The sequence below is a fragment of the Natronorubrum texcoconense genome (assembly GCF_900100335.1).
Taxonomy (GTDB): domain Archaea; phylum Halobacteriota; class Halobacteria; order Halobacteriales; family Natrialbaceae; genus Natronorubrum; species Natronorubrum texcoconense.
In genome coordinates this window covers 262,388-281,118 of the sequence record NZ_FNFE01000005.1, presented here as the reverse complement: position 1 = coordinate 281,118, position 18,731 = coordinate 262,388, and the positions used below count along the sequence as shown (strand labels likewise).

12 protein-coding genes and 1 pseudogene are annotated in these 18,731 nt (G+C 62.6%); 11 read left to right on the top strand and 2 right to left on the bottom strand.

Annotation, left to right across the window (positions count from 1 at the left end):
• Positions 1 to 21: 21 nt before the first annotated feature.
• The 8 genes and pseudogenes from lysA to BLT08_RS16050 form a co-directional block, all read left to right on the top strand.
• Entirely contained in the window at positions 22 to 1,287 is a 1,266-nt protein-coding gene (gene lysA, locus BLT08_RS16085; RefSeq protein WP_090309897.1) for a diaminopimelate decarboxylase, read from the top strand.
• Positions 1,274 to 2,296: an NlpC/P60 family protein gene (locus BLT08_RS16080; protein WP_090309894.1), complete on the top strand. Its 1,023-nt coding sequence runs from the start codon at positions 1,274 to 1,276 to the stop codon at positions 2,294 to 2,296. The genes lysA and BLT08_RS16080 overlap by 14 nt, the downstream gene beginning before the upstream one ends.
• Entirely contained in the window at positions 2,293 to 3,369 is a 1,077-nt protein-coding gene (locus tag BLT08_RS16075; RefSeq protein ID WP_090309891.1) for a dipeptide epimerase, read from the top strand. The genes BLT08_RS16080 and BLT08_RS16075 overlap by 4 nt, the downstream gene beginning before the upstream one ends.
• A gap of 1 nt (position 3,370) precedes the next feature.
• A complete protein-coding gene (locus tag BLT08_RS16070; RefSeq protein ID WP_090309888.1) occupies positions 3,371 to 4,468 on the top strand; it encodes a serine hydrolase domain-containing protein in 1,098 nt (365 codons plus the stop codon).
• A gap of 257 nt (positions 4,469 to 4,725) precedes the next feature.
• Positions 4,726 to 6,327, top strand: a complete 1,602-nt coding sequence (locus BLT08_RS16065) for an N-acyl-D-amino-acid deacylase family protein (protein WP_175529345.1) — start codon at positions 4,726 to 4,728, stop codon at positions 6,325 to 6,327.
• A gap of 763 nt (positions 6,328 to 7,090) precedes the next feature.
• Positions 7,091 to 7,891 carry an IclR family transcriptional regulator gene (locus tag BLT08_RS16060; RefSeq protein WP_090309884.1) on the top strand — a complete coding sequence of 267 codons (801 nt, stop codon included), beginning with the start codon at positions 7,091 to 7,093 and terminating at the stop codon, positions 7,889 to 7,891.
• Positions 7,892 to 7,989: 98 nt separating this feature from the next.
• Entirely contained in the window at positions 7,990 to 9,333 is a 1,344-nt protein-coding gene (locus BLT08_RS16055; RefSeq protein ID WP_090309881.1) for a class-III pyridoxal-phosphate-dependent aminotransferase, read from the top strand.
• Positions 9,323 to 9,466, top strand: a pseudogene (locus tag BLT08_RS16050) (thiamine pyrophosphate-binding protein); the annotation flags it as partial. The gene BLT08_RS16055 and the pseudogene BLT08_RS16050, both read left to right, overlap by 11 nt.
• Positions 9,467 to 10,068: 602 nt before the next feature.
• Here the strand turns inward: BLT08_RS16050 and BLT08_RS16045 are convergent.
• The gene (locus tag BLT08_RS16045) at positions 10,069 to 10,614 is read right to left on the bottom strand and encodes a helix-turn-helix domain-containing protein (protein ID WP_090309875.1); all 546 of its coding nucleotides are present in this window, start codon (positions 10,612 to 10,614) and stop codon (positions 10,069 to 10,071) included.
• Between the two features lie 1,032 nt (positions 10,615 to 11,646).
• A complete protein-coding gene (locus BLT08_RS16040) occupies positions 11,647 to 14,730 on the bottom strand; it encodes an FAD-binding and (Fe-S)-binding domain-containing protein (RefSeq protein WP_090309872.1) in 3,084 nt (1,027 codons plus the stop codon).
• Between the two features lie 480 nt (positions 14,731 to 15,210).
• Here BLT08_RS16040 and BLT08_RS16035 point away from each other — a divergent pair, with 480 nt between their 5' ends.
• From BLT08_RS16035 to BLT08_RS16025, 3 genes are all read left to right on the top strand, one after another.
• Positions 15,211 to 15,606, top strand: a complete 396-nt coding sequence (locus tag BLT08_RS16035; protein WP_090309869.1) for an acyl-CoA thioesterase — start codon at positions 15,211 to 15,213, stop codon at positions 15,604 to 15,606.
• Positions 15,607 to 16,011: 405 nt separating this feature from the next.
• Positions 16,012 to 16,407: a universal stress protein gene (locus BLT08_RS16030; protein ID WP_090309866.1), complete on the top strand. Its 396-nt coding sequence runs from the start codon at positions 16,012 to 16,014 to the stop codon at positions 16,405 to 16,407.
• A 1,002-nt stretch (positions 16,408 to 17,409) separates the two neighbouring features.
• Positions 17,410 to 18,645 carry an FAD-dependent monooxygenase gene (locus tag BLT08_RS16025; protein ID WP_090309863.1) on the top strand — a complete coding sequence of 412 codons (1,236 nt, stop codon included), beginning with the start codon at positions 17,410 to 17,412 and terminating at the stop codon, positions 18,643 to 18,645.
• Positions 18,646 to 18,731 lie beyond the last annotated feature (86 nt).

Genomic DNA, 18,731 nt, shown 5'->3' with positions numbered 1-18,731 from the left:
TACCTGCGCCTACTGTGGGTAATGGAACTACAGGAACGGAGAGAACGGCTCTCCGGAATCGAATCCGAACTCATCTCTTCGCACGGGACGCCGGCGTACGTCTTCTTCGAGGACGATATCAGAGAGAACTACCGAACGCTTCGTGGGGCGCTCGACGAGCAGTACCCGGACTCCGTCGTCCACTTCGCCGTGAAGGCGAACTACAACCCCGGCATCCTCTCAGTGCTTCGCGACGAGGGCTGTCACGCCGAGGCGTACGCCCGGGGCGAGCTATCAGCGGCGCTGACGGCCGGCTACGAACCCGAGGAGCTGCTGCTGACCGGAATGAATCGCCGCCCCGAGGACGTCGAGCGCGCGCTCTCCCTCGGCGTCGAGTACCTTCTCGTCGACAACGCGACGGAACTCGAGCGATTGATCGAGGCCGCCGAAACGACGGGGGCGCGGCCGAAGGTGCTCGTTCGTGGAAACCCCGCGATGGAGGTGCCAACCCATCCCGAGGTGGCGACGGCGACGCGGGAGACGAAGTTCGGTCTCGACACCGACTCCGGTCGGGCGATGGCGGTCGCCGAGCGGGCCGCGTCGGCGCCCGCGGTCGAACTCGCCGGCGTCCAACTCCACATCGGCAGCCAGATCCGCGGCGTCGAACCGTACGCCGTCGCCGCCCGCGAGATGCTGTCGTTCGCGGCCGACATTCGGGACGAACTCGACGTCGAGATCGACGTGCTCGACCTCGGCGGCGGCTTTCCCGTTCCCTACGACGGCCCGGTTCCCGACACCGAGGAGATCATCGCGGAGATCGCGACGACGGTCCGCGAGACGGCCGCCGAACTCGACCTGTCGCTGCCGACGCTCTTTCTCGAGCCGGGTCGACGGCTCGTCGGCAACGCCGGAACCCTGGTGTCGTCCGTCGGCGTCGTCAAGGAGACGCCGCACACGACGTTCGCGGTGCTCGACGCCGGCACGAACGCGGTGTCGTCGTACTGGCCGTACCCGATCTACGCCCTCGCGGACGGCGAACGCAGCGAACGCTACCACGTCGCGGGGCCGCTCTGTTACTCCGGCGACGTCATCTCCGAAGACGTCTCGTTGCCGCCGCTCGAGCGCGGCGACCTGCTCGCGGTCGATCGAATCGGCGCGTACTCGCTGGGCAGCGCCTCGCACACGAACGCCCAGCCGAAGCCGCCGGTGTTGCTCGCGCGGTCGAACGGCGACGTCGACGTGATTCGCCGACCCGAACGCGCGGCGGACGTCGTCGCTAACGCGGAGGTGCCGGATGACCTCCAGTGAGCGCCTCGCCGTCCAGCGAGCGAGGGCCGCGTACGCGCCCGACCAGCGCGTGACCTGTCTCGAGGTCGACGTCGAGACGCCGGAGCGAGGGACGGAGGGTCCGGTTACGCTCTCGGGAATCGTCCAGACCGACCGCCTGCGGCGGGCCGTCGTCGACGCGGTCGAGCGAGCGAGCGTGCGCGAGGTTCGCGACGAACTCGCTGTGCTCGAGGACGGGAGTGAGCCCCGAGCCCCCGACCGTCGCGTGCTCTCCGTTCGCGGCGCGCCCGACGATGATGCCGAGCAGGTCACGAAACTCCTCTACGGAGCCGCGGTGACCGCGTACGACGGACGCGACGGGTGGCGGCGGGTCCGGACGCCCGGCGGCTACCTCGGCTGGGTCGACGACGGCGCGCTGACGACCGTCGCCGAACCCACGGGGGGCGAATGGACCGCAGACGCGGTCGTCACCGCCGCGCCGGCCGACGTGGTCGACGAGTCGGAAACCGCGCTGGAGACCGTTCCCGCGGGCGTCGACTGCCGGCTCGAGTCGCGCGCCGCCGACGGTGACGAGATTTCGGTCTCGTTCAGAACCGGCGCTCGAGCGACGCTTCCCGCCTCGAGCGTCAGCGAGCGGAGACCGGTGGGGGCCGGCGACCACGTCGTTTCCGTCGCCCGGCAGTTCCTCGGGACGCCCTACGAGTGGGGCGGGATGACGGCCGCAGGAATCGACTGCTCCGGGCTGGCCTGGGTCTCCTACGCCGCGGCCGGCGTCTCGCTTCCGAGGGATGCCGATCAGCAGTCGACGATGGGGAGGGACGTCGACCGCGACGCGCTCGCACCCGGCGACCTGCTCTTCTTCCCGGGACACGTCGCGATCAGTCTCGGCGGGAGCGAGTACATCCACGCCTACGGCAGCGCCGAAGCGGTGACGATCAACAGCTTCGACCCGGACGACGAACGGTACGTCGAATCGCTCGACGAATCGATGTCGGCAACGAAGCGACTGCTCCCGGAGGGTCAGTCATGATCGTCGATCGGGTTGACGTCTACGAACTCGAGTTACCGCTGACCGACAGCTTCGAGATCTCGCTGGGTTCGAAACACCGGGCGACGAACGTGCTCGTCGAACTCGAGACGGACTCGGGTGTCGTCGGCTGGGGTGAAGGCGCACCACTCGAGCCGATCACGGGCGAAACCGTCGAGAGCGCGGTCGCGTGCGCGAAGGCCGGGGCATCCATCCTGGAGGGTCGAGATTTGCGAGACCGTCGCGGCCTCGTCGCCGAACTCGATGCGGCGCTTCCGGGGGCCGTCTCCTCGAAATTCGCGCTCGAGACGGCGTTGTACGACGCCTACTGTCGCGAGCGGGGGATCGCCCTCGCGGAGTGTTTCGGCGGCAAACCCGCCCCCGTTCGAACCGATCTCACGGTCTCGATCGTCGACCCGGAGACCGCCGCCGCTGAAACGAACGATGCCCTCGAGGCGGGTTTCGACGAGATCAAGGTCAAAGTCGGCGGGAGCGTCGACTCGGACCTCGAGCGCGTCGCCGCGGTCCGGGACGCCGGGCCCGACGCGGAGATCAAAGTCGACGCGAATCAGGGCTGGACGCCGAAGGAAGCGATCCGATTCGCCCACGAGGCCGAGGATCGAGGGTTCGACCTCGAACTCCTCGAACAGCCCGTCCATCGGGACGATATCAGCGGACTCAGGCGAGTCACCGAGACCGTCCGGGTGCCGGTTGCCGCCGACGAGGCCGTCTTCACGCCCGCGGACGCCCATCGAATCGCGGCGGAGGGGGCCGCCGACGTCATCAATATCAAAGCCGCGAAATCGGGGCTGACCGACGGCGCGGCGATCGCCGAAATCGCCCGCGGCGCGAACCTCGAGGTGATGATCGGCTGTATGCTCGAGAGCGCTCTCGGGCTCCACGCCAGCGCCCACCTGGTCGCCGGACTCGGCGACTTCTCGTACGTCGATCTCGACGGCAATCTCTCGTTCGAACGCGGCATAACCGACGTTTCGAAGGGCCCAACACACGATCTATTCGGCCCCGGCCACGGTATCGTTCCCGATCCCGACGTTGTTCCCGACTCCCCCGTCTGAGATGACAGTCAACGATACTCGCCGAATCGAGTCGCAGCGTGGCGACGCCGACGATCCGACCACGGCGCGCGTTCGATCCCTCCTCGAAGAAGGGCTAGAGCGCCAGTACTACACGGCGGCCGCCGCCGTCGCTGGCACCGCCGACGACTGCTCCGTCGAGGTGGCAATCGGGCAGCAGTCGCCGACCGACGAGACTCCCGTCGGACTCGAGACGCCGTTCGACGTCGCCTCGCTCACCAAACCGATCGTCACGACGACGATCCTCTTTCGTCTTCTCGAGCGCGGCGCGCTGACGCTGACGGACGAACTTGGAGAGCACGTCCCCGCCCTCGAGCGCCGCCGCCGCGGCGAGATTCCGCTCTGGCGGCTGGTGACCCACACGTCCGGCCTGCAGCCCTACGCCTACTCCGACGCGTGGGACGGCGTCGACGACGCGCTCGCGGATCTCTACGATCGACAGCTGTTCGACCGACGGATCGGCGACGGCTACGTTTACAGCTGTCTGAACTACGTCCACCTCGCCGAAGCGCTTCGGCAGGTCACCGGGCGATCGCTCGCGGACCTCGCCGAGGATCACGTCTTCGAGCCCGCCGGAATGGACGGCTCCTCGCTCGGGCCGTACGACGACCCCGATCCGGGTGTCGTCGAGACCTACGAGCACGAGCGCGGACTCGGGGCGCGTCGAAACGCGATCAACGATCCGATCGCGAACGCGATGAACGGCGAGAGCGGCAACGCCGGCCTGTTCGCGCCGGCTCGAGACGTCGCTCGCTACGCACAGGCGGTGCTCGCAGATGCAGATACCTCTGGCGGGAGCCGACTGCTCGCCGCGCCGACCGTCGACTGCCTGCCGGTTCGACGGAGCGGGACGGACACCGCCGCACAGGGGTACGGCTGGCGCGTCGCGACGGCGCTGATTCCGGCGCCGCAGTGGTCCGATCGATCGATCGGCCACACGGGGTTTACTGGAACGTCGCTGTGGATCGACCTCGAGCGCGGCCGCTTCGCCTGTCTGCTCACGAACGCCGTCTACGAGCAGGTGCAGTTGTACCGGTTCCGGCAGCGCTACCACGCGATCGTCGGGGCTTCTTTCGGCTGAGTAGGCCACGCTGCTGCGATCCAGTTCGCCGTGTGACGCTGTCCGAATACGCGTCTCGAACCTCGCCGAACACGCGTCTCGACCCTCGTCGAAGTAGTCGGCCATCGTCGCGTCCGGAACGCCGGCGATGTCGGACTCCTGAGGGATACCAAGCGTCGAAGCGCGTGAGTCGTGGCCCGTCCGCCCGCTGCCGGCCGCGGGCCCGACCTATCTTCCAAGGGGCTGGTTTTTAACGCGTGAAGGGAGTTCACCGGTTCATGATAGAATACGACACGGTCGTTCGGAACGCTCGAGTGATCGACGGTACGGGCGCACCGTGGTTCGACGGCGACGTCGCCGTCAGCGACGGCCGGATCGCCGCCGTCGGGGACGTCCCGGGATCGGCCGGAACCGAACTCGACGCCGACGGCGCCGTCGTCGCACCCGGCTTCATCGACATCCACACGCACTCGGATTTCACGCTCCCCGCGAACCGGGACGCCCACAGCAAGGTCAGGCAGGGCGTGACTCTCGAGATCGTCGGCAACTGTGGAACGAGCGCGGCGCCGCGGTACGGAGAGGGCGCCGAGGACGTCGACGAGGGCTTCGCCTACCGGGGCGTCGGCGACGTTGTCGATACGTCGGCGTGGGAGTCGATGGGCGACTACCTCGACCACCTCGAGGGCGCGGACGCCGGCGGCGTCTCGCTCAACGTCGGCTCGCTGATCGGGCACGAAAACGCGCGGATCCCCGTCCTCGGCTACGAGGACCGCGAACCGACGGCCGACGAACTCGAGGAGATGAAAGCGATCGTCGACGAAGCGCTTTCGGACGGCGCGGTTGGACTCTCAACGGGGCTGATCTACACGCCCGGCGCGTTCGCCGACACCGAGGAACTCGTCGAGTTAGCGTCGGTCGTCGCAGACCACGACAAACTGTACGCCACGCACATGCGAAGCGAAGGTGACGACATCTTCGAGGCGCTCGAGGAGGCCATCGAGATCGGCGACCGTGCGGGCGTGCCGGTACAGGTCTCACATCACAAGGCCGTCGGCCGCGACAACTGGGGGAAGGTCAAGTACACCCTGGACCGAATGCAACGCGCCCGCGACCGCGACGGCGTCGAAATCCAGTGCGAGCAGTACCCCTACACCGCGTCGTCCACCAGTCTCGGCGCGCGCCTGCCGACGTGGGCCCGCGAGGGTGGGACCGACGCGATACTCGACCGGCTGACGGACGAAGAGACGCGAGCGGAGATCCGGGAGGAACTTGAGGCCAACACCGACTCGTGGGGGGATATTCTCATTACCAACGTTCGGACGCCCGACCTCGAGAACGTCCAGGGGCAGACGGTCGCCGAACTCGCCGAACGCGACGGCGAGTCCCGGCCCCCCGCGGAGATCGTCATCGACCTGCTGATCGAAGACCGGGTCCGGACGAGACACATCCACTTCTGTATGCGCGATTCGGACGTCGAGGAGGTCATGGCCCACGAACTCACGATGATCGGCAGCGACGGGAACTCGCTGCGGCCGACCGGCCCCCTCGGCGACGGCGTCCCCCACCCGCGAAGCTACGGGACGTTCCCCCGCGTTCTCGGCCATTACGTCCGCGAACGCGGCGTCGTCTCGCTCGAGACGGCTGTCTACAAGATGACGGGGCAGCCGGCAGCCCGGTTGGGGCTCGAGGACCGCGGCGTTCTCAAGGAGGGTCTCTGGGCGGATCTCACCGTCTTCGATCCCGAGACCGTCGGACAGGGCGGTTCGTTCGTCGACCCGGCTGTCTATCCCGACGGCATCCACCACGTGCTGGTCAACGGCGAGTTCGTCGTCCGAAGCGGGGACCACACCGGCGCGCGTCCCGGCGTCGCGATTCGGTGACCACACCGAGTTTCGCCAGTCTGCGGTGACGCCCGTCTCCGTTCGGAACGCCAGTTCGGTGAGCGTGTCGAATGTAACTATCGCGTCCGACCCCATGTTTCCTACCGTCGTGAGTCCTGACTCGGTTCGTCGCATGGTAGTACTACTCGTGCGTACATTTGATATATGAGAATGTGGGTGTGGCTGAAATCGGCTGTCACGCGAAGCAGACATCGGCTCGTATAATCGGTTACAACCGGTTTGACTGGTAGAACGGCCCGCTCTTCTCACCGCGATTTGAAATCCGCGACGTTAACCCGGCGACGTCGCAGTGGATCTCGAGCTGGACATTCTCACTCTATTTTATGTGTAAAGTTGATACGTTGGGCGATAAAACGTATTGAGTGTATGAGCGTCTATTAATATTGGTCGATCGGTTGTGGCGATTGGTCATCTTCCACAATTCGTTACAGACATACGAATGTAATCTGTAACACCTGTTGCAGTATGTTTGTAACTATCAAACATTAGTCGGCTGATCTGACAGTGCTGGGCAGTGTGATACTGCGCGTCGTTAGCCGCATCACCGAGTTCGATCGGAGTGTGAGAGTACCACTGACGCGATATCGGGGCAGTAGTTCTCCTCTCCACGTCTTTTTCTTAGACGCGGTTCTGATTGATACGCCGATTGTGCCAGTCTGAGTTGGAACGCGACGCGGCCGGTTTCGGCGAGCGATGTTTGATCATTGCAAATACTTAAGTTCCGCGTACAGTATCATCGTATATGACACCCGATCCCGACGGGGAAACCGAACCGAGACGGATCAAATCGGTGCGAACGGGCTCCGACATCATCGACGTCGTCAAACGGCTGCAAGGCGGGACGCTCGCGGAGATCTCGGCGGAGATCGATCTGACGAAAGGAACCGTCTACACGTACCTGCAGACGCTCGTCGACTCCGGATTCGTGACGAAACGGGAGGGGGAGTATCGACTCAGCTTTCGGTTCATTGCCCTCGGCGAGCACGTCCGGAACGAAACGGGCCTGTACGTAGCCGGTCACGACGTGATCGACGACCTCGCGGATCGAACCGGCGAGTACGTCCACCTGATCGCCGAGGAGCGAAATCGGATCGCCGTGCTGTACGAGAGCCACGGGGACCGCGCCATCGCGAAGGACTACCATCTTCGCATGCGCGAGACGCCGCAGTACTTCCACGACACCGCGGCCGGCAAGGCGATCCTCGCCCACCTCCCGTCGGATCGGCGCGACGCGATTCTCGAGGCACACGAGTTCGAAGGGCAGACGAAAAACACGATCACGGACGCACCCACGCTCCGCGAGACGCTCGCCGAGATCCGCGAGCGCGGCTACGCGCTCAACGACGAGGAGGAGATCCGCGGCATGCGGGCCGTCGGCGCGCCGATCCTCGATTCGGACGAGACCGTCGTCGGCGCGGTGAGCGTGACGGCGCCCACGAGCCGGCTTTCGGACGATAGGTTCCGCTCGACAATGCCGAAACGCGTCATCGAGGCCGCGAATTTGATCGAAGTGAACCTCGAGACCGCACAGATCGATCGGTGAGTGACCGCCCGTCGGGGATCGTGTCGCCGTCGTGACTTCCACCGAGGGCCCTATTTATGAAGGTAATTGCTTAAGTACAGTGACGGTCACATTTCCGTATGGACCGCGAGACCGCAGAGCCGACCGTAGAGCAACTTCCAGGGCCCGTCGCGTCCGAGTCGATCGAGTACCACCACCAGGCTGCAGCGAAGACGACCTACGTCTACGACTTCGTCTGGGATATCACTGCTGACGCGGAAGGTCCCTTCTGTACGGACGCCGACGGCAACGTCCTGCTCGACTTCACGAGCCACGTCGCCGCCGCCCCGCTCGGGTACAACAACCCGATGCTGATGGACAAACTCCGTGAGTTCGACCTCGTCGATCCGCTGAAAATCGCCGGCCAGGACTTCTACATCAGCACCGGCGGCCCGCCGGAGGAGAGCGAACTGCCGGGGCCCGCCCACCTCATGAACACGCTGACCGATATCACCAGTCAGTACGACATGGACACCGTGTTCCTCTCGAACTCCGGGGCGGAGGCCGTCGAGAACGCGATGAAGATCTGTTACGATCACTGCGAGCAGCCGAAGTACGGGCTGACGTTCGAGGGGGCGTTCCACGGCCGAACGCTCGGGGCCCTCTCGCTGAACCGCTCGAAGTCGGTCCACCGGCGCGACTTTCCCGAACTCAGCGGCATTCACGACGTCCCTCACAACCTTGCCGGCGTCGAACGCCTCCGGGAGAAACTCGACCCCAAACACGGCCACATCCCCGCCGAACAGGTCGCGTTCCTGATTCTCGAGCCAGTGCAAGGCGAGGGCGGCTACCGCGTTCCCAGCGCGGAGTTTATGGCCGCCGTCGACGAGCTCTGCACCGAGTACGACATTCCGCTGATCGCCGACGAGATCCAGAGCGGTGTCGGACGGACCGGGGAGATGTGGGCCTCGGACCACTTCGCGTTCGATCCCGACATCATCACGTCGGCCAAGGCGCTCCGCGTCGGCGCGACGATCGGTCGGGCGGAGCTCTTCCCCGACGAGACCGCCCGCATCTCTTCGACGTGGGGCGCCGGTGACGTCATCGCGTCCATGCAGGGGGCGCTGACGCTCGCCGCGATCGAGGACCACAACCTGATGGCCAACGCGGCGCAGAAAGGTGCGGCCCTCCTCGAGCGACTAACCGCCATGCAGGACGAGTACGACGCCGTCGTCGAGGACGTCCGCGGGCTCGGTCTCATGGCCGCGATCGAGTTCGACACCGCGGAGCATCGCGACGACGTGATGGAGGCGGCGCTCCAGCGCGGCCTGCTCACGCTCGGCTGCGGACGGAAGTCGCTTCGACTGCTCCCGCCGCTCGACGTCAGAGACCGCGAACTCGCCATCGCCGGCGAACTCTTAGAAGACGCGATCGCCACGGTCGCACCGGTTACGTCGGCGAATACGGGACAGTATGCGAAGTAACGAAGCCGTCATCGATCGCCCGGCGACGAACGGGATCGACACCCTGTTCGGCATTCCAAGCAAGCAGACGCTCCCGTTGAACGAGTCCATCGGCGAGCGCGACGACATCGAATTCGTGATGGCGCGACACGAGAGATCTCCAGTTCCGCAATGGGATTGCCGAGTGAATCCTCGTAGATATTGTTGACGAAGTCGACGTTGTCGCCGCGGTTGACGGCGCCGATGACCTGACCGAACTCGGGGCAGCAGGCGGCCGACGTCGACCGAGTTCTCCGTGTAGGTGATCTCTTGCAGGAGGTCGCCGATGCGTTCATGCGTTTCATCGTGTAGCTTGGGAAACTCGACACCGCACTCGATGAGTTTGGTGTCAACAATGCTCCGGCCGGCCTGAACGGTGACTACGCCGCGTTTTCCCAGCGGGGATCGGCGTGTCCGCGATCGTACGGCAGACATCTAGAAGTTCGGCCACCAACTCTACGAAAACAACTCTCTCACTGGCGAGGGTCTCTTCGGAAGTCGCGGGGTGCTGAATCGGCGCACCGGTGTGAGATTGGACGCACTCGATCAGGTCCTCGCTATCGGCTTTGTATGCGGCGATCGGCGTCTCCGAATTCCGGTCGCATCGAAGAGATCACTTACTCCATACAGACTCATAGTCGGAAATGTACTATAACTAGCAAAGGGGTAGCTCTTATCGAAGATAAACAATCGGCTACCGATCTATTTTTAACACAGTTACTCGTCGTGCTCCAGATACTGTCGTCCTTCTTCGGTTTCCGCGAGAATGGTATCGAAGACGGCCGCTTCCGTTTGGAATTTGTGAACGCTATGAAGCATAGTGTTGTGGAACTCCGAAATGAGGTTCCCGTGCTCCTTAAAGAAATTGTGGACCCATCGTTCCATCTCATCATCCGTTCGGAACTGTGAAATCGCGTGCCACTGGTAGTTGCTGTCCGCGGTAAAGAACATCAGTACGTGGGGATCACTCTGGAGCGCATCGTAACAGTCCCGCCAGTTGTCCTCGAAGTTCGGGAAGTTAAACGAAATACGGAACAGGTAGTGTCGGAATATTTCTCGGTTCGGAAGGATCGTTTCCCGAAAGATTTCCTGTTCGGACATCGTCCGCAGAATCTCGTTGATCCGATTGTGAGAGAGCGTGATACCGTACTCTTCCTCGAGGATCCGACTGAGTTCTCGCGTGGACGAGGTTGGATGATCAACTCTTGCTTTCAGAATGGCGATATCGCGCGGAGAAACGTCGAAGGAATCGTCTTCATCCATTGTAATTGTTCGTGGGGATGCACTGTAAAAAGAGTACCCGATATCTCACGACCGCCGTACATATGATATGGATATCTGGGATACCGGTCTCGTTCAACGGTACGTTTGGATGGGTGGACTGGAGCCGAATCTAGACTGGCTTGACGGCGTCCAACGGATTCTTAGAATAATCACTCTCATTCGAATAAAATATATTAATAGTTTTGTATTGTGGGTCGCAGGATGCATAACCTCGAGAGAATTCTTCCGAAACAATTGCTGAAACATCTATCTAGTTGTCATACAATTTTCTTATATCTCTATTACAATCTCATTCTGCCCTATGTGGGCGAGAAATGGCAAGAATGTCAGATTTCATCCGTTGACGGCTATGAGAGGCGACCCACTATCTCAAGAAATCACCCTTTCAGGGTCGTTAAATGGCTATACAATATAGTCTGGTTCAAATGGAGTACTGTGAAGTCGATGTCAGAGAACGGCTCTGGTCAAGATATTGCCAATAATATAAACACCAATACTGTTTTTATAGTAGATCGTAAACAAGACCGGTTCGATTTGTACCTCATGAGGAACGTTGGATCGGTGCGCTCCCTCTTCGATTCCCACCGCTGTTCAAGAAACTACGTTTCACTGCGGACGTAGTTTCCAGACAGGACGGGCGAGACGGCCCGAATCGCCGGATCAGGAGGGACGTAGGTGTGTGCGAAGTACGCCGAGGACGTCCACGAGTCCCGTGAGCCGATCGCCTTCGAACCGAATCTATTGAGTGATTCCCACCTTCGGTTGAGACAGGGAGCAAGACGGAGCAGCGCACTCGAGACTACGTGGGGAGTCACTCACCTCTTCTGGCCGGGAAACGGTGTTACAGATACTGTGAACAGCCGTGGGGCACCGTGTTGTGCGCTCTACTGTCGTCTCGAGTATCAGTTGACACCGTCGCCCACGGACTGATCAGGCAACGTGCGATCGGGTACACCGTTGGGATGAGCCGTGTCACAGCGAGACCGCTGCTCGAGCCGCGATGGTCGGCCGCTATCGCGGCAGTGCGTAAGCGAGTAGTTCGATCGGGGTCGGCGGCTCCGACCTGTCGAGATCGCTGCCGGCCAGCGCGCTCTCGGCGGGAACGGGCTCGACGCGCTTGTCACCGAGTTGGGTCCGACAGGAGGTCCCCGGCGCGGTGACGACGGTTGCCTCGCTGTCGTCGATTTGGTCGACTAAGATGTCGCCGATCGACTGGCTCAGCGAGTAGTGTTCGGCCTCGTAGCCGAAGGAGCCGGCCATCCCACAACAGCCCGAGTCCAACGGATCGACGGCGTAGCCGGCGCGCCGAAGGACGCCGACCGCGTGATGGTCTTTCTTCGTGGCCTTCTGGTGGCAGTGACCGTGGTAGGCAAGCGAATCAGACGGCGCCGCCCAGTCGATGTTCGCATCGAGCCGATACGTGTCGAGGTACTCGGAGACGCCGTACGTGTTCGCCGCAACCGACTCGACGCTACTGCCGCCGAGCAGGTCGAGCGCGTCCGACTGGAACATTACCGCGTCGGAGGGTTCCGCGAGGACGACGTCCCAACCGTCGTCGATGCGGGGTGCGAGTTCGGCGACGTTCGCCCGCATCGTCTCACGAGCCTTGTCGACGAACCCCTTCGAGAGCGGCGGCCGACCGCTGTCGGTCCGTCGAGCGACGTCGACGTGGACCCCGGCGGCCTCGAGGACGCGAATCGTCGCCTTGCCGACGTCGGGGTGGCTGTAGTTCGTGTAGGTGTCTACGAAGAAGACTGCCTTCCGCTCGGCTTCGGCTTCGGGAACGCGAGGGCCCCCGCGGGCCTCGAACCAATCCTGGACCGTCTCGCGATGGAACTCCGGCAGCGACCGTTCGCGGGCGATTCCGACCGTCTTCTCACCGATCACTCCGGCGCCGGGCAGCGACTGCGCGAGGTTCGAGAGGGGAGCGAGGGCGCTGCCCAGCGGTGCGAGCCGGTCGAAGTTCGCGAAGAGTTTGTCGCGGAGGCTCGCGCCGTGTTCCTGGTGGCGTTCGTGCATGACCTCGGTCTTGAGTTTGGCCATGTCGACTTCGCTCGGGCAGTCCCGCGCACAGCCCTTGCAGCCGATACAGAGGTCGAGGACCTCCTCGACGAACTCGTCGTCGGTCGGGTCGTCGGGCAACTCGCCGCTCATCGCGTTTCGGAGGAGGTTCGCGCGGCCGCGAGTGGTGGTGACTTCTTCTTCGGCGGCGCGGTAGGTCGGACACATCACGCCACCGGTGGTCTCCTGGTCGCCCCGGCAGCCGCCACAGCCGTGACAGAGTTCGACCATTCCCTGCATGCCGTTCTCGTTGTCCCAGTTGAGTGCGGGATCGAACCCGGCGTCGTGGCTGTAGTCGGTGTCGTACCGGAGGTTCTCCGTCATGTCGTGGTCGCCACAGACGTTTCCGGGGTTGAGCAGCCAGTCGGGGTCGAACGCCGTCTTCAGTTCGCGGAACGCCTCCCAGAGCTCCTCGCCGTAGAGCTTGCGATTCCATTGGGTCCGGGCGCGGCCGTCGCCGTGTTCGCCCGAGACGGAGCCGCCGAACTCGACGACCATGTCGGTCACTTCGTCGGCGATCTCGACCATGTCCGCGCGGTCGTCGGCCGCCTTCGTGTTCACCAGCGGGCGAACGTGGAGGACACCCGGTCCCGCGTGGGCGTAGAACGCCGCATCGACGTCCCGCCCCTTCTCGACGAGCAGCGACTGGAATCGTTCGACGAACTCGGGCAGGTGTGCCGGCGGGATCGCACAGTCCTCCATGAAGGAGATGTGCTTCTCGTCGGAGGTCCGCGAGAGGAGAATCGGGAGGCCTGCCTTGCGCAGCTTCCAGAACTGCTCGCGGTCGGCCTCGGCGTGGGCTTCGAGGCCCTCGAAGGCGAAGGTCTCGTCGACGTCCGTTGGATCGTCGGACGAGGCGACCGCGCTCTCGGTTCCCGGCACGCGGTCGGAGAGGAGGCCACCGGTCTGTTCTCGGCCGTGCTCGTCGTCGTCGGCGTAGAACTCGATCAGCAGCGCCGCTTCAGCGTCCTCCGGGACGAGAGACGCGACCTCCTCGAAGTCCGCCGTGTTTCGTGCCAGTCCGATGAGCACGTCGTCGATGAGCTCCACTGCCGCCGGATCGTGCTCGAGGACGTACTGAACGTCCGTCACGGCCTCGAGAACGCTCTCGTAGAACAGCAGGGAGACGGCCTTCGTTTCCGGGACCGGCTCGAGAGAGACCTCGGCTTCGGTGACGACGGCGAGGGTTCCCTCGCTGCCCGCGAGCAGGCGTGCGAGGTTCACGGTGCCGGTCTCGGCCTCCGCGACGAGCATATCGAGGTTGTAGCCGGAGACGTTTCGCTTCAGGTTCGGGAAGCGATCACGGACCGCGTCGGCCTCGTCGTCGATGATGCGGACGACCTCGGCGGAGACGCGCTCGAGGAGGTCGCCGTCGGGGTCGGCCTGCGCTCGGAGTTCATCGACGTCGATCTCGCCGAGCGTGGCGACCGTCCCGTCGGCGAGGACGACCTCGCAGGTCTCGACGTAGGCATCGGTCTTTCCGTAGACCAGCGAGTGAGCGCCCGTCGAGTTGTTACCAATCGCGCCACCGATAACGCTGCGGTTCCCCGCGGCCGGATCGGGAGCGAACTTCAGCCCGTGGCCGGCGAGGGTCTCGTTGAGTTCCTCGAGAACGACTCCCGACTGGACGCGCGCTCGCCGCTCGTCCGGGTCGACCGAGACGATGTCGTCCATGTGGCGAGTGAAATCGAGGACGACGGCCTCGTTGACCGCCTGTCCGGCGAGGCTCGTGCCGCCGCCCCGCGGGAGGACGGGAATTCCGCGTTCGGCGCAGTAGGAAACGGCGCTCGAGACGTCTTCGGTCGTCGTCGGGAAGACGACGCCGATCGGCGTCTCCTGGTACGCGCTGGCGTCGGTCGCGTACAGCTGACGGGTGTACGTGTCGAACCGGACGTCGCCTGCGATCCTGTTCCGAAGGTCGGCGACCAGTTCTGGTCGCTCGACGTCGTCCGAAACGTAGTCGTAACCGGCCCGTTCGTCGGTCGCCGGCCCGGCGTCGGTCTCCTCGATCGAAGTGGGGGGAGTCGCAGTCATAACTGAATTAGTTCGTGTCTGTGGAGGGTCCCGTGGGTAGCTCTACGGGGTCCCGTTCGGGGGCTCGATCCGCTCCGTTGAAATCGCGTCACAGTCTCCGGTTCGCAAAACGGACAAGTAACGTTGACGTTTTCTCCTGCGTCCACGAGCGGTTCACGACTCCCGTTAGACCCGCCTTCGCACCTGGCTCTCGGACGGTCTGTTCCGAACGGACCCGCAGCGAGGGGAGCGTCGACCTCGAAAGCGAGCGCTGGTATTCGCCCGGTGTGGTGTTCGGGCGACGGGGGTAACGGTCGACGGTACGAGCAGCCATCTGTGAGGGCTACTCGTACGATGACTGCCATCACATCCTTGTTGTACTCCTCACTTGCAACCTACTGTGATGACACATCGATCTCAATTAAAGGGTGTTACATCCAGTGACCCACCGTTCGGCAGTAACTTTATCACACCTGCGAACTCGTTTTGGAACACCAACGCATGAGCTTTACACGCACCTGGACCGTTCGATTTTCGGACACTGATCCGTTTGGTATCGCCCACTATCCACGGATGATCGACGCGATCCACGAGACGTCGGATATGTGTATGGACGAGATCGGATGGCCCTACTGGGAACTCAACGATCGATACGGCCTGGGGTTGCCCCTCGTATCGATGGACTTCGACTTCACGAGTCAGGTCAACGGCGGCGACGAGGTCGAAATCGAACTGGACGCGACCGTTGGCGACTCGAGCATCGAGTTCAACTATCGAGCAACACACGAGAGCGATGTCGTCTTCGAGGGGACCGAATACCGCGTCTGCGTTCCGCTCGACGGGGACAGCGGCATCGAAGTGCCCGACGACCTGCGCGAATCACTGGAGAATATTTGACACAACTGTCGTCAGTCCCGATCTACAGAGCAACTGCGACCGACCTGTGGTCGCGTCGAGAACGGCGTCCAACAATACGTGTCACACTGCTCGCTGGCGATTTCACAAGTTACTCAATCTACAGGCGGAGCAGCCCGAGTGCCTGGTCGTCCGGAAATCGGTGATTTCCGTGGTTGCACGAATCGATGATTCGCGAAGGGCTCTCTTCGAAGCAACACCGTCGCCTTCCTGCTGGTACTCTGTGTTCTCTGAGGGCACTGTGACGACCGCCACCGTTCGCTCCTCGCGAACGGGCCAGTTGCGAGACAGTAAATCCAGGGAATTAATAGTCCTCCTACCCAAATTCAGATCGAAAGACGAATTGGTCGTGCAGAACGAGAGAATACGACACAAACCGCGATATTCATGACAACGATACTAGTCAGCATCGACACGGACGTTACACGAGCGAAAGAACAGGTCGAGTCGATTACCAGCTTACCATTGCAGACGGATGAGACGGATCTCGTTCTCTATCACGTCTTTCGAGCGGACGGCGAGGGGGCCGACGCGAGGAATCTCAAGTCGGTTTCTGTGGCTCTCGACAGCCTTGAGGAGGCGGGTTTCGACGTCGAAATCCGCCAATCAAGCGGTGACGCTGTTCGAAACATTCTGGACGAGGCAGAGGCGCTCGACGCCGACGTGATCAGCCTCGCCGGGCGAAAGCGCTCGCCGACCGGAAAGGCGCTGTTCGGCAGCGTTGCACAGGATGTCATCTTGAGATCGGACCGTACGGTGCTGCTCGACACGACCGACAACTGAGACGGATTGCGGTACGTCATTTTCGGCGCCAACGTGACCGTTCTGCGACTGCACCTGTACATCGTCACAGCAGACGATATGACAGGTCGTCCGATTTTTCGTGGGACTGCACTCCGCCGCGCAGTTGCCCTCAATGGCGCTGATTGCCGACGGCCCCCTCTTTAGCCCGTTTGCTGCGTTCGCTTACGGTTGATACCGTCCCTGTCGCAACTATTCGGTCCGTCTCAGCGTGGACCATCTTCATTGACGATTGTACTATTGTAAAAAATCGACGAACGTGGACCATTCTCCCCTCATACCGTTGGGTTTGCAACTAATATGGCTAATAACATTACAAGCATTTACTAAATTGGCGCTCGAACGATCTTTGTAACCTATGAGTTTCCTATCTCGATAACTGTAACCTCACCCTGGCATGGATTACGGAGTATACAGCAGTGCAGCCGGACGGAAACCGTCACTGTCGATAGTACTGCTTGGCAGTTTGCCGATCGCGTCCTGCCGAGATACCGCCGGTAGACGTACTGTGTGCAATATTCGTGTGACGGATCGAGTGCCCTGCCAACTATTGGCTCGATGTCGCGGCACCGAAGGCGTGTGGTGAACGGCATAATTCAACCTGTTGGGGAATAGCGCAACTTCAACTGGATACTATCCCTTTCTCATCTCCGTCGTGTTCTGCGGACATCGCTGTTTAGTTCGCTGTGAGGAAACGCGGGTGCTGCCGACGAAAGTCAGTGGCGAACGACTGACGGGAACTCGACTGTTGGACCACGAAAATTCTCACTCGCACGCAGGTATCGTGGATTTCGGGCCGTTACGGTACCGTCGGCATCTACATCTGGTGTGTTCTCGTCTCGAGCATGTTTAAACACTCTGAGCGATCCTCTGCTATCGTTGAACGTAATGCTAAAACCTCTAACATCGACTTTTGTAACCTAATGGTCCATAAACAGTGGACGACCACAACTACTATGATACCGTGGTCCATCACTACCGACAATGAGCGGCGATACGAACGACAAACCAGCCCTAGTTGCAGGCGCCGGGCCAGTCGGTATGACGGCAGCACTCGCATTGAACGCGCGCGGAATCGAGACGGCGATTCTCGAGGCCGAACCCGAAGACCGGGATCGGGACGGGAGTCGTGCGATCTACGTCCATGGCGCGACGCTTCGAACGTTCGAACGGATCTGCCCCGGACTCGGAACGGACCTCGTCGATGAGGGTCTCGTCTGGCCGACTCGCAGGACACTCTACAAGGGAAAAGAGGTGTTCAACCGGACGTACGACTCGCCCGGCGGCTCGGGTGACATCCCGCACTTCACCAGCGTCCCGCAGGTCGTCACCGAGCGGTACATGCACGAGGCGCTCGAGGACGCCGGTATCGAGATCCACTGGGAGTCCGAGGTCGTTTCGGTCGATTCCTCGCCTGACGGCGTCACCGTCGAGACCGGTGACGGGCGCGAGTGGAAGACGGAGTACCTGGTCGGCGCCGACGGCGGCGGCTCGCAGGTCCGCAAGGAAATCGGTGCGAATTTCGAGGGCGATCAGTCCGAGAACGCCTTCATCATCGCCGACGTCGAGGACGAAGCGATCGAGGACGACCATCCCGGGCTCGAGCGGATGTTCCACTACGACGCGCCCGAGGCCGACGGTCGAAACGTCTTGCTCGTTCCGTTCACCGGCGGCTGGCGCCTCGACATCCAGTGTATCGGCGACGACGATCCCGGGGAAATCAGCGGCGAAGAACAGATGCGGGAGTTCGTCCGAGACATCATGGGTGAGGAGTACGAGGACAAGCTGAAGTGGGTCTCGACCTATCACTTCCTCCAGGTGATGGCCGACACCTTCGTCGACGAGCACCGCCGAGTCCTGCTCGCCGGCGAGGCCGCCCACCTGCTCGCGCCGTTTGGCGCTCGCGGGATGAACTCCGGGGTCCCCGATGCGGACGAAGCAGCCTCGGCTATCTCCGTCGCGCTCGACGCCACGACGGAGGGCGTTGCACACAACGAGATCGAACTGTTCGCCGCGCGCCGCGAGAAGGCCGCCGAGTTCAACCTCAGTGCGGCCGGTCAGGCCCTGGAATATCTCCAGGGCGACGATCCAGAGACGGTACTCCGGAAGGAAGTCGCGGCCGAGCTATCTGACTACTTCGAGGTCGCCGGAGAGTGGCTCGACGACGCGCCGTACGGCCCCCACGAAGCGCCGCCGATCGTCTCGACCGGTAACTACTGAGCATCCGCTCGGTTCGGCTTTTTCCTCGCGCTTTCGAGGAGCGCTCGCGGTCTTCACGTCGCTCGAGACATCGATCCGAACAGCAG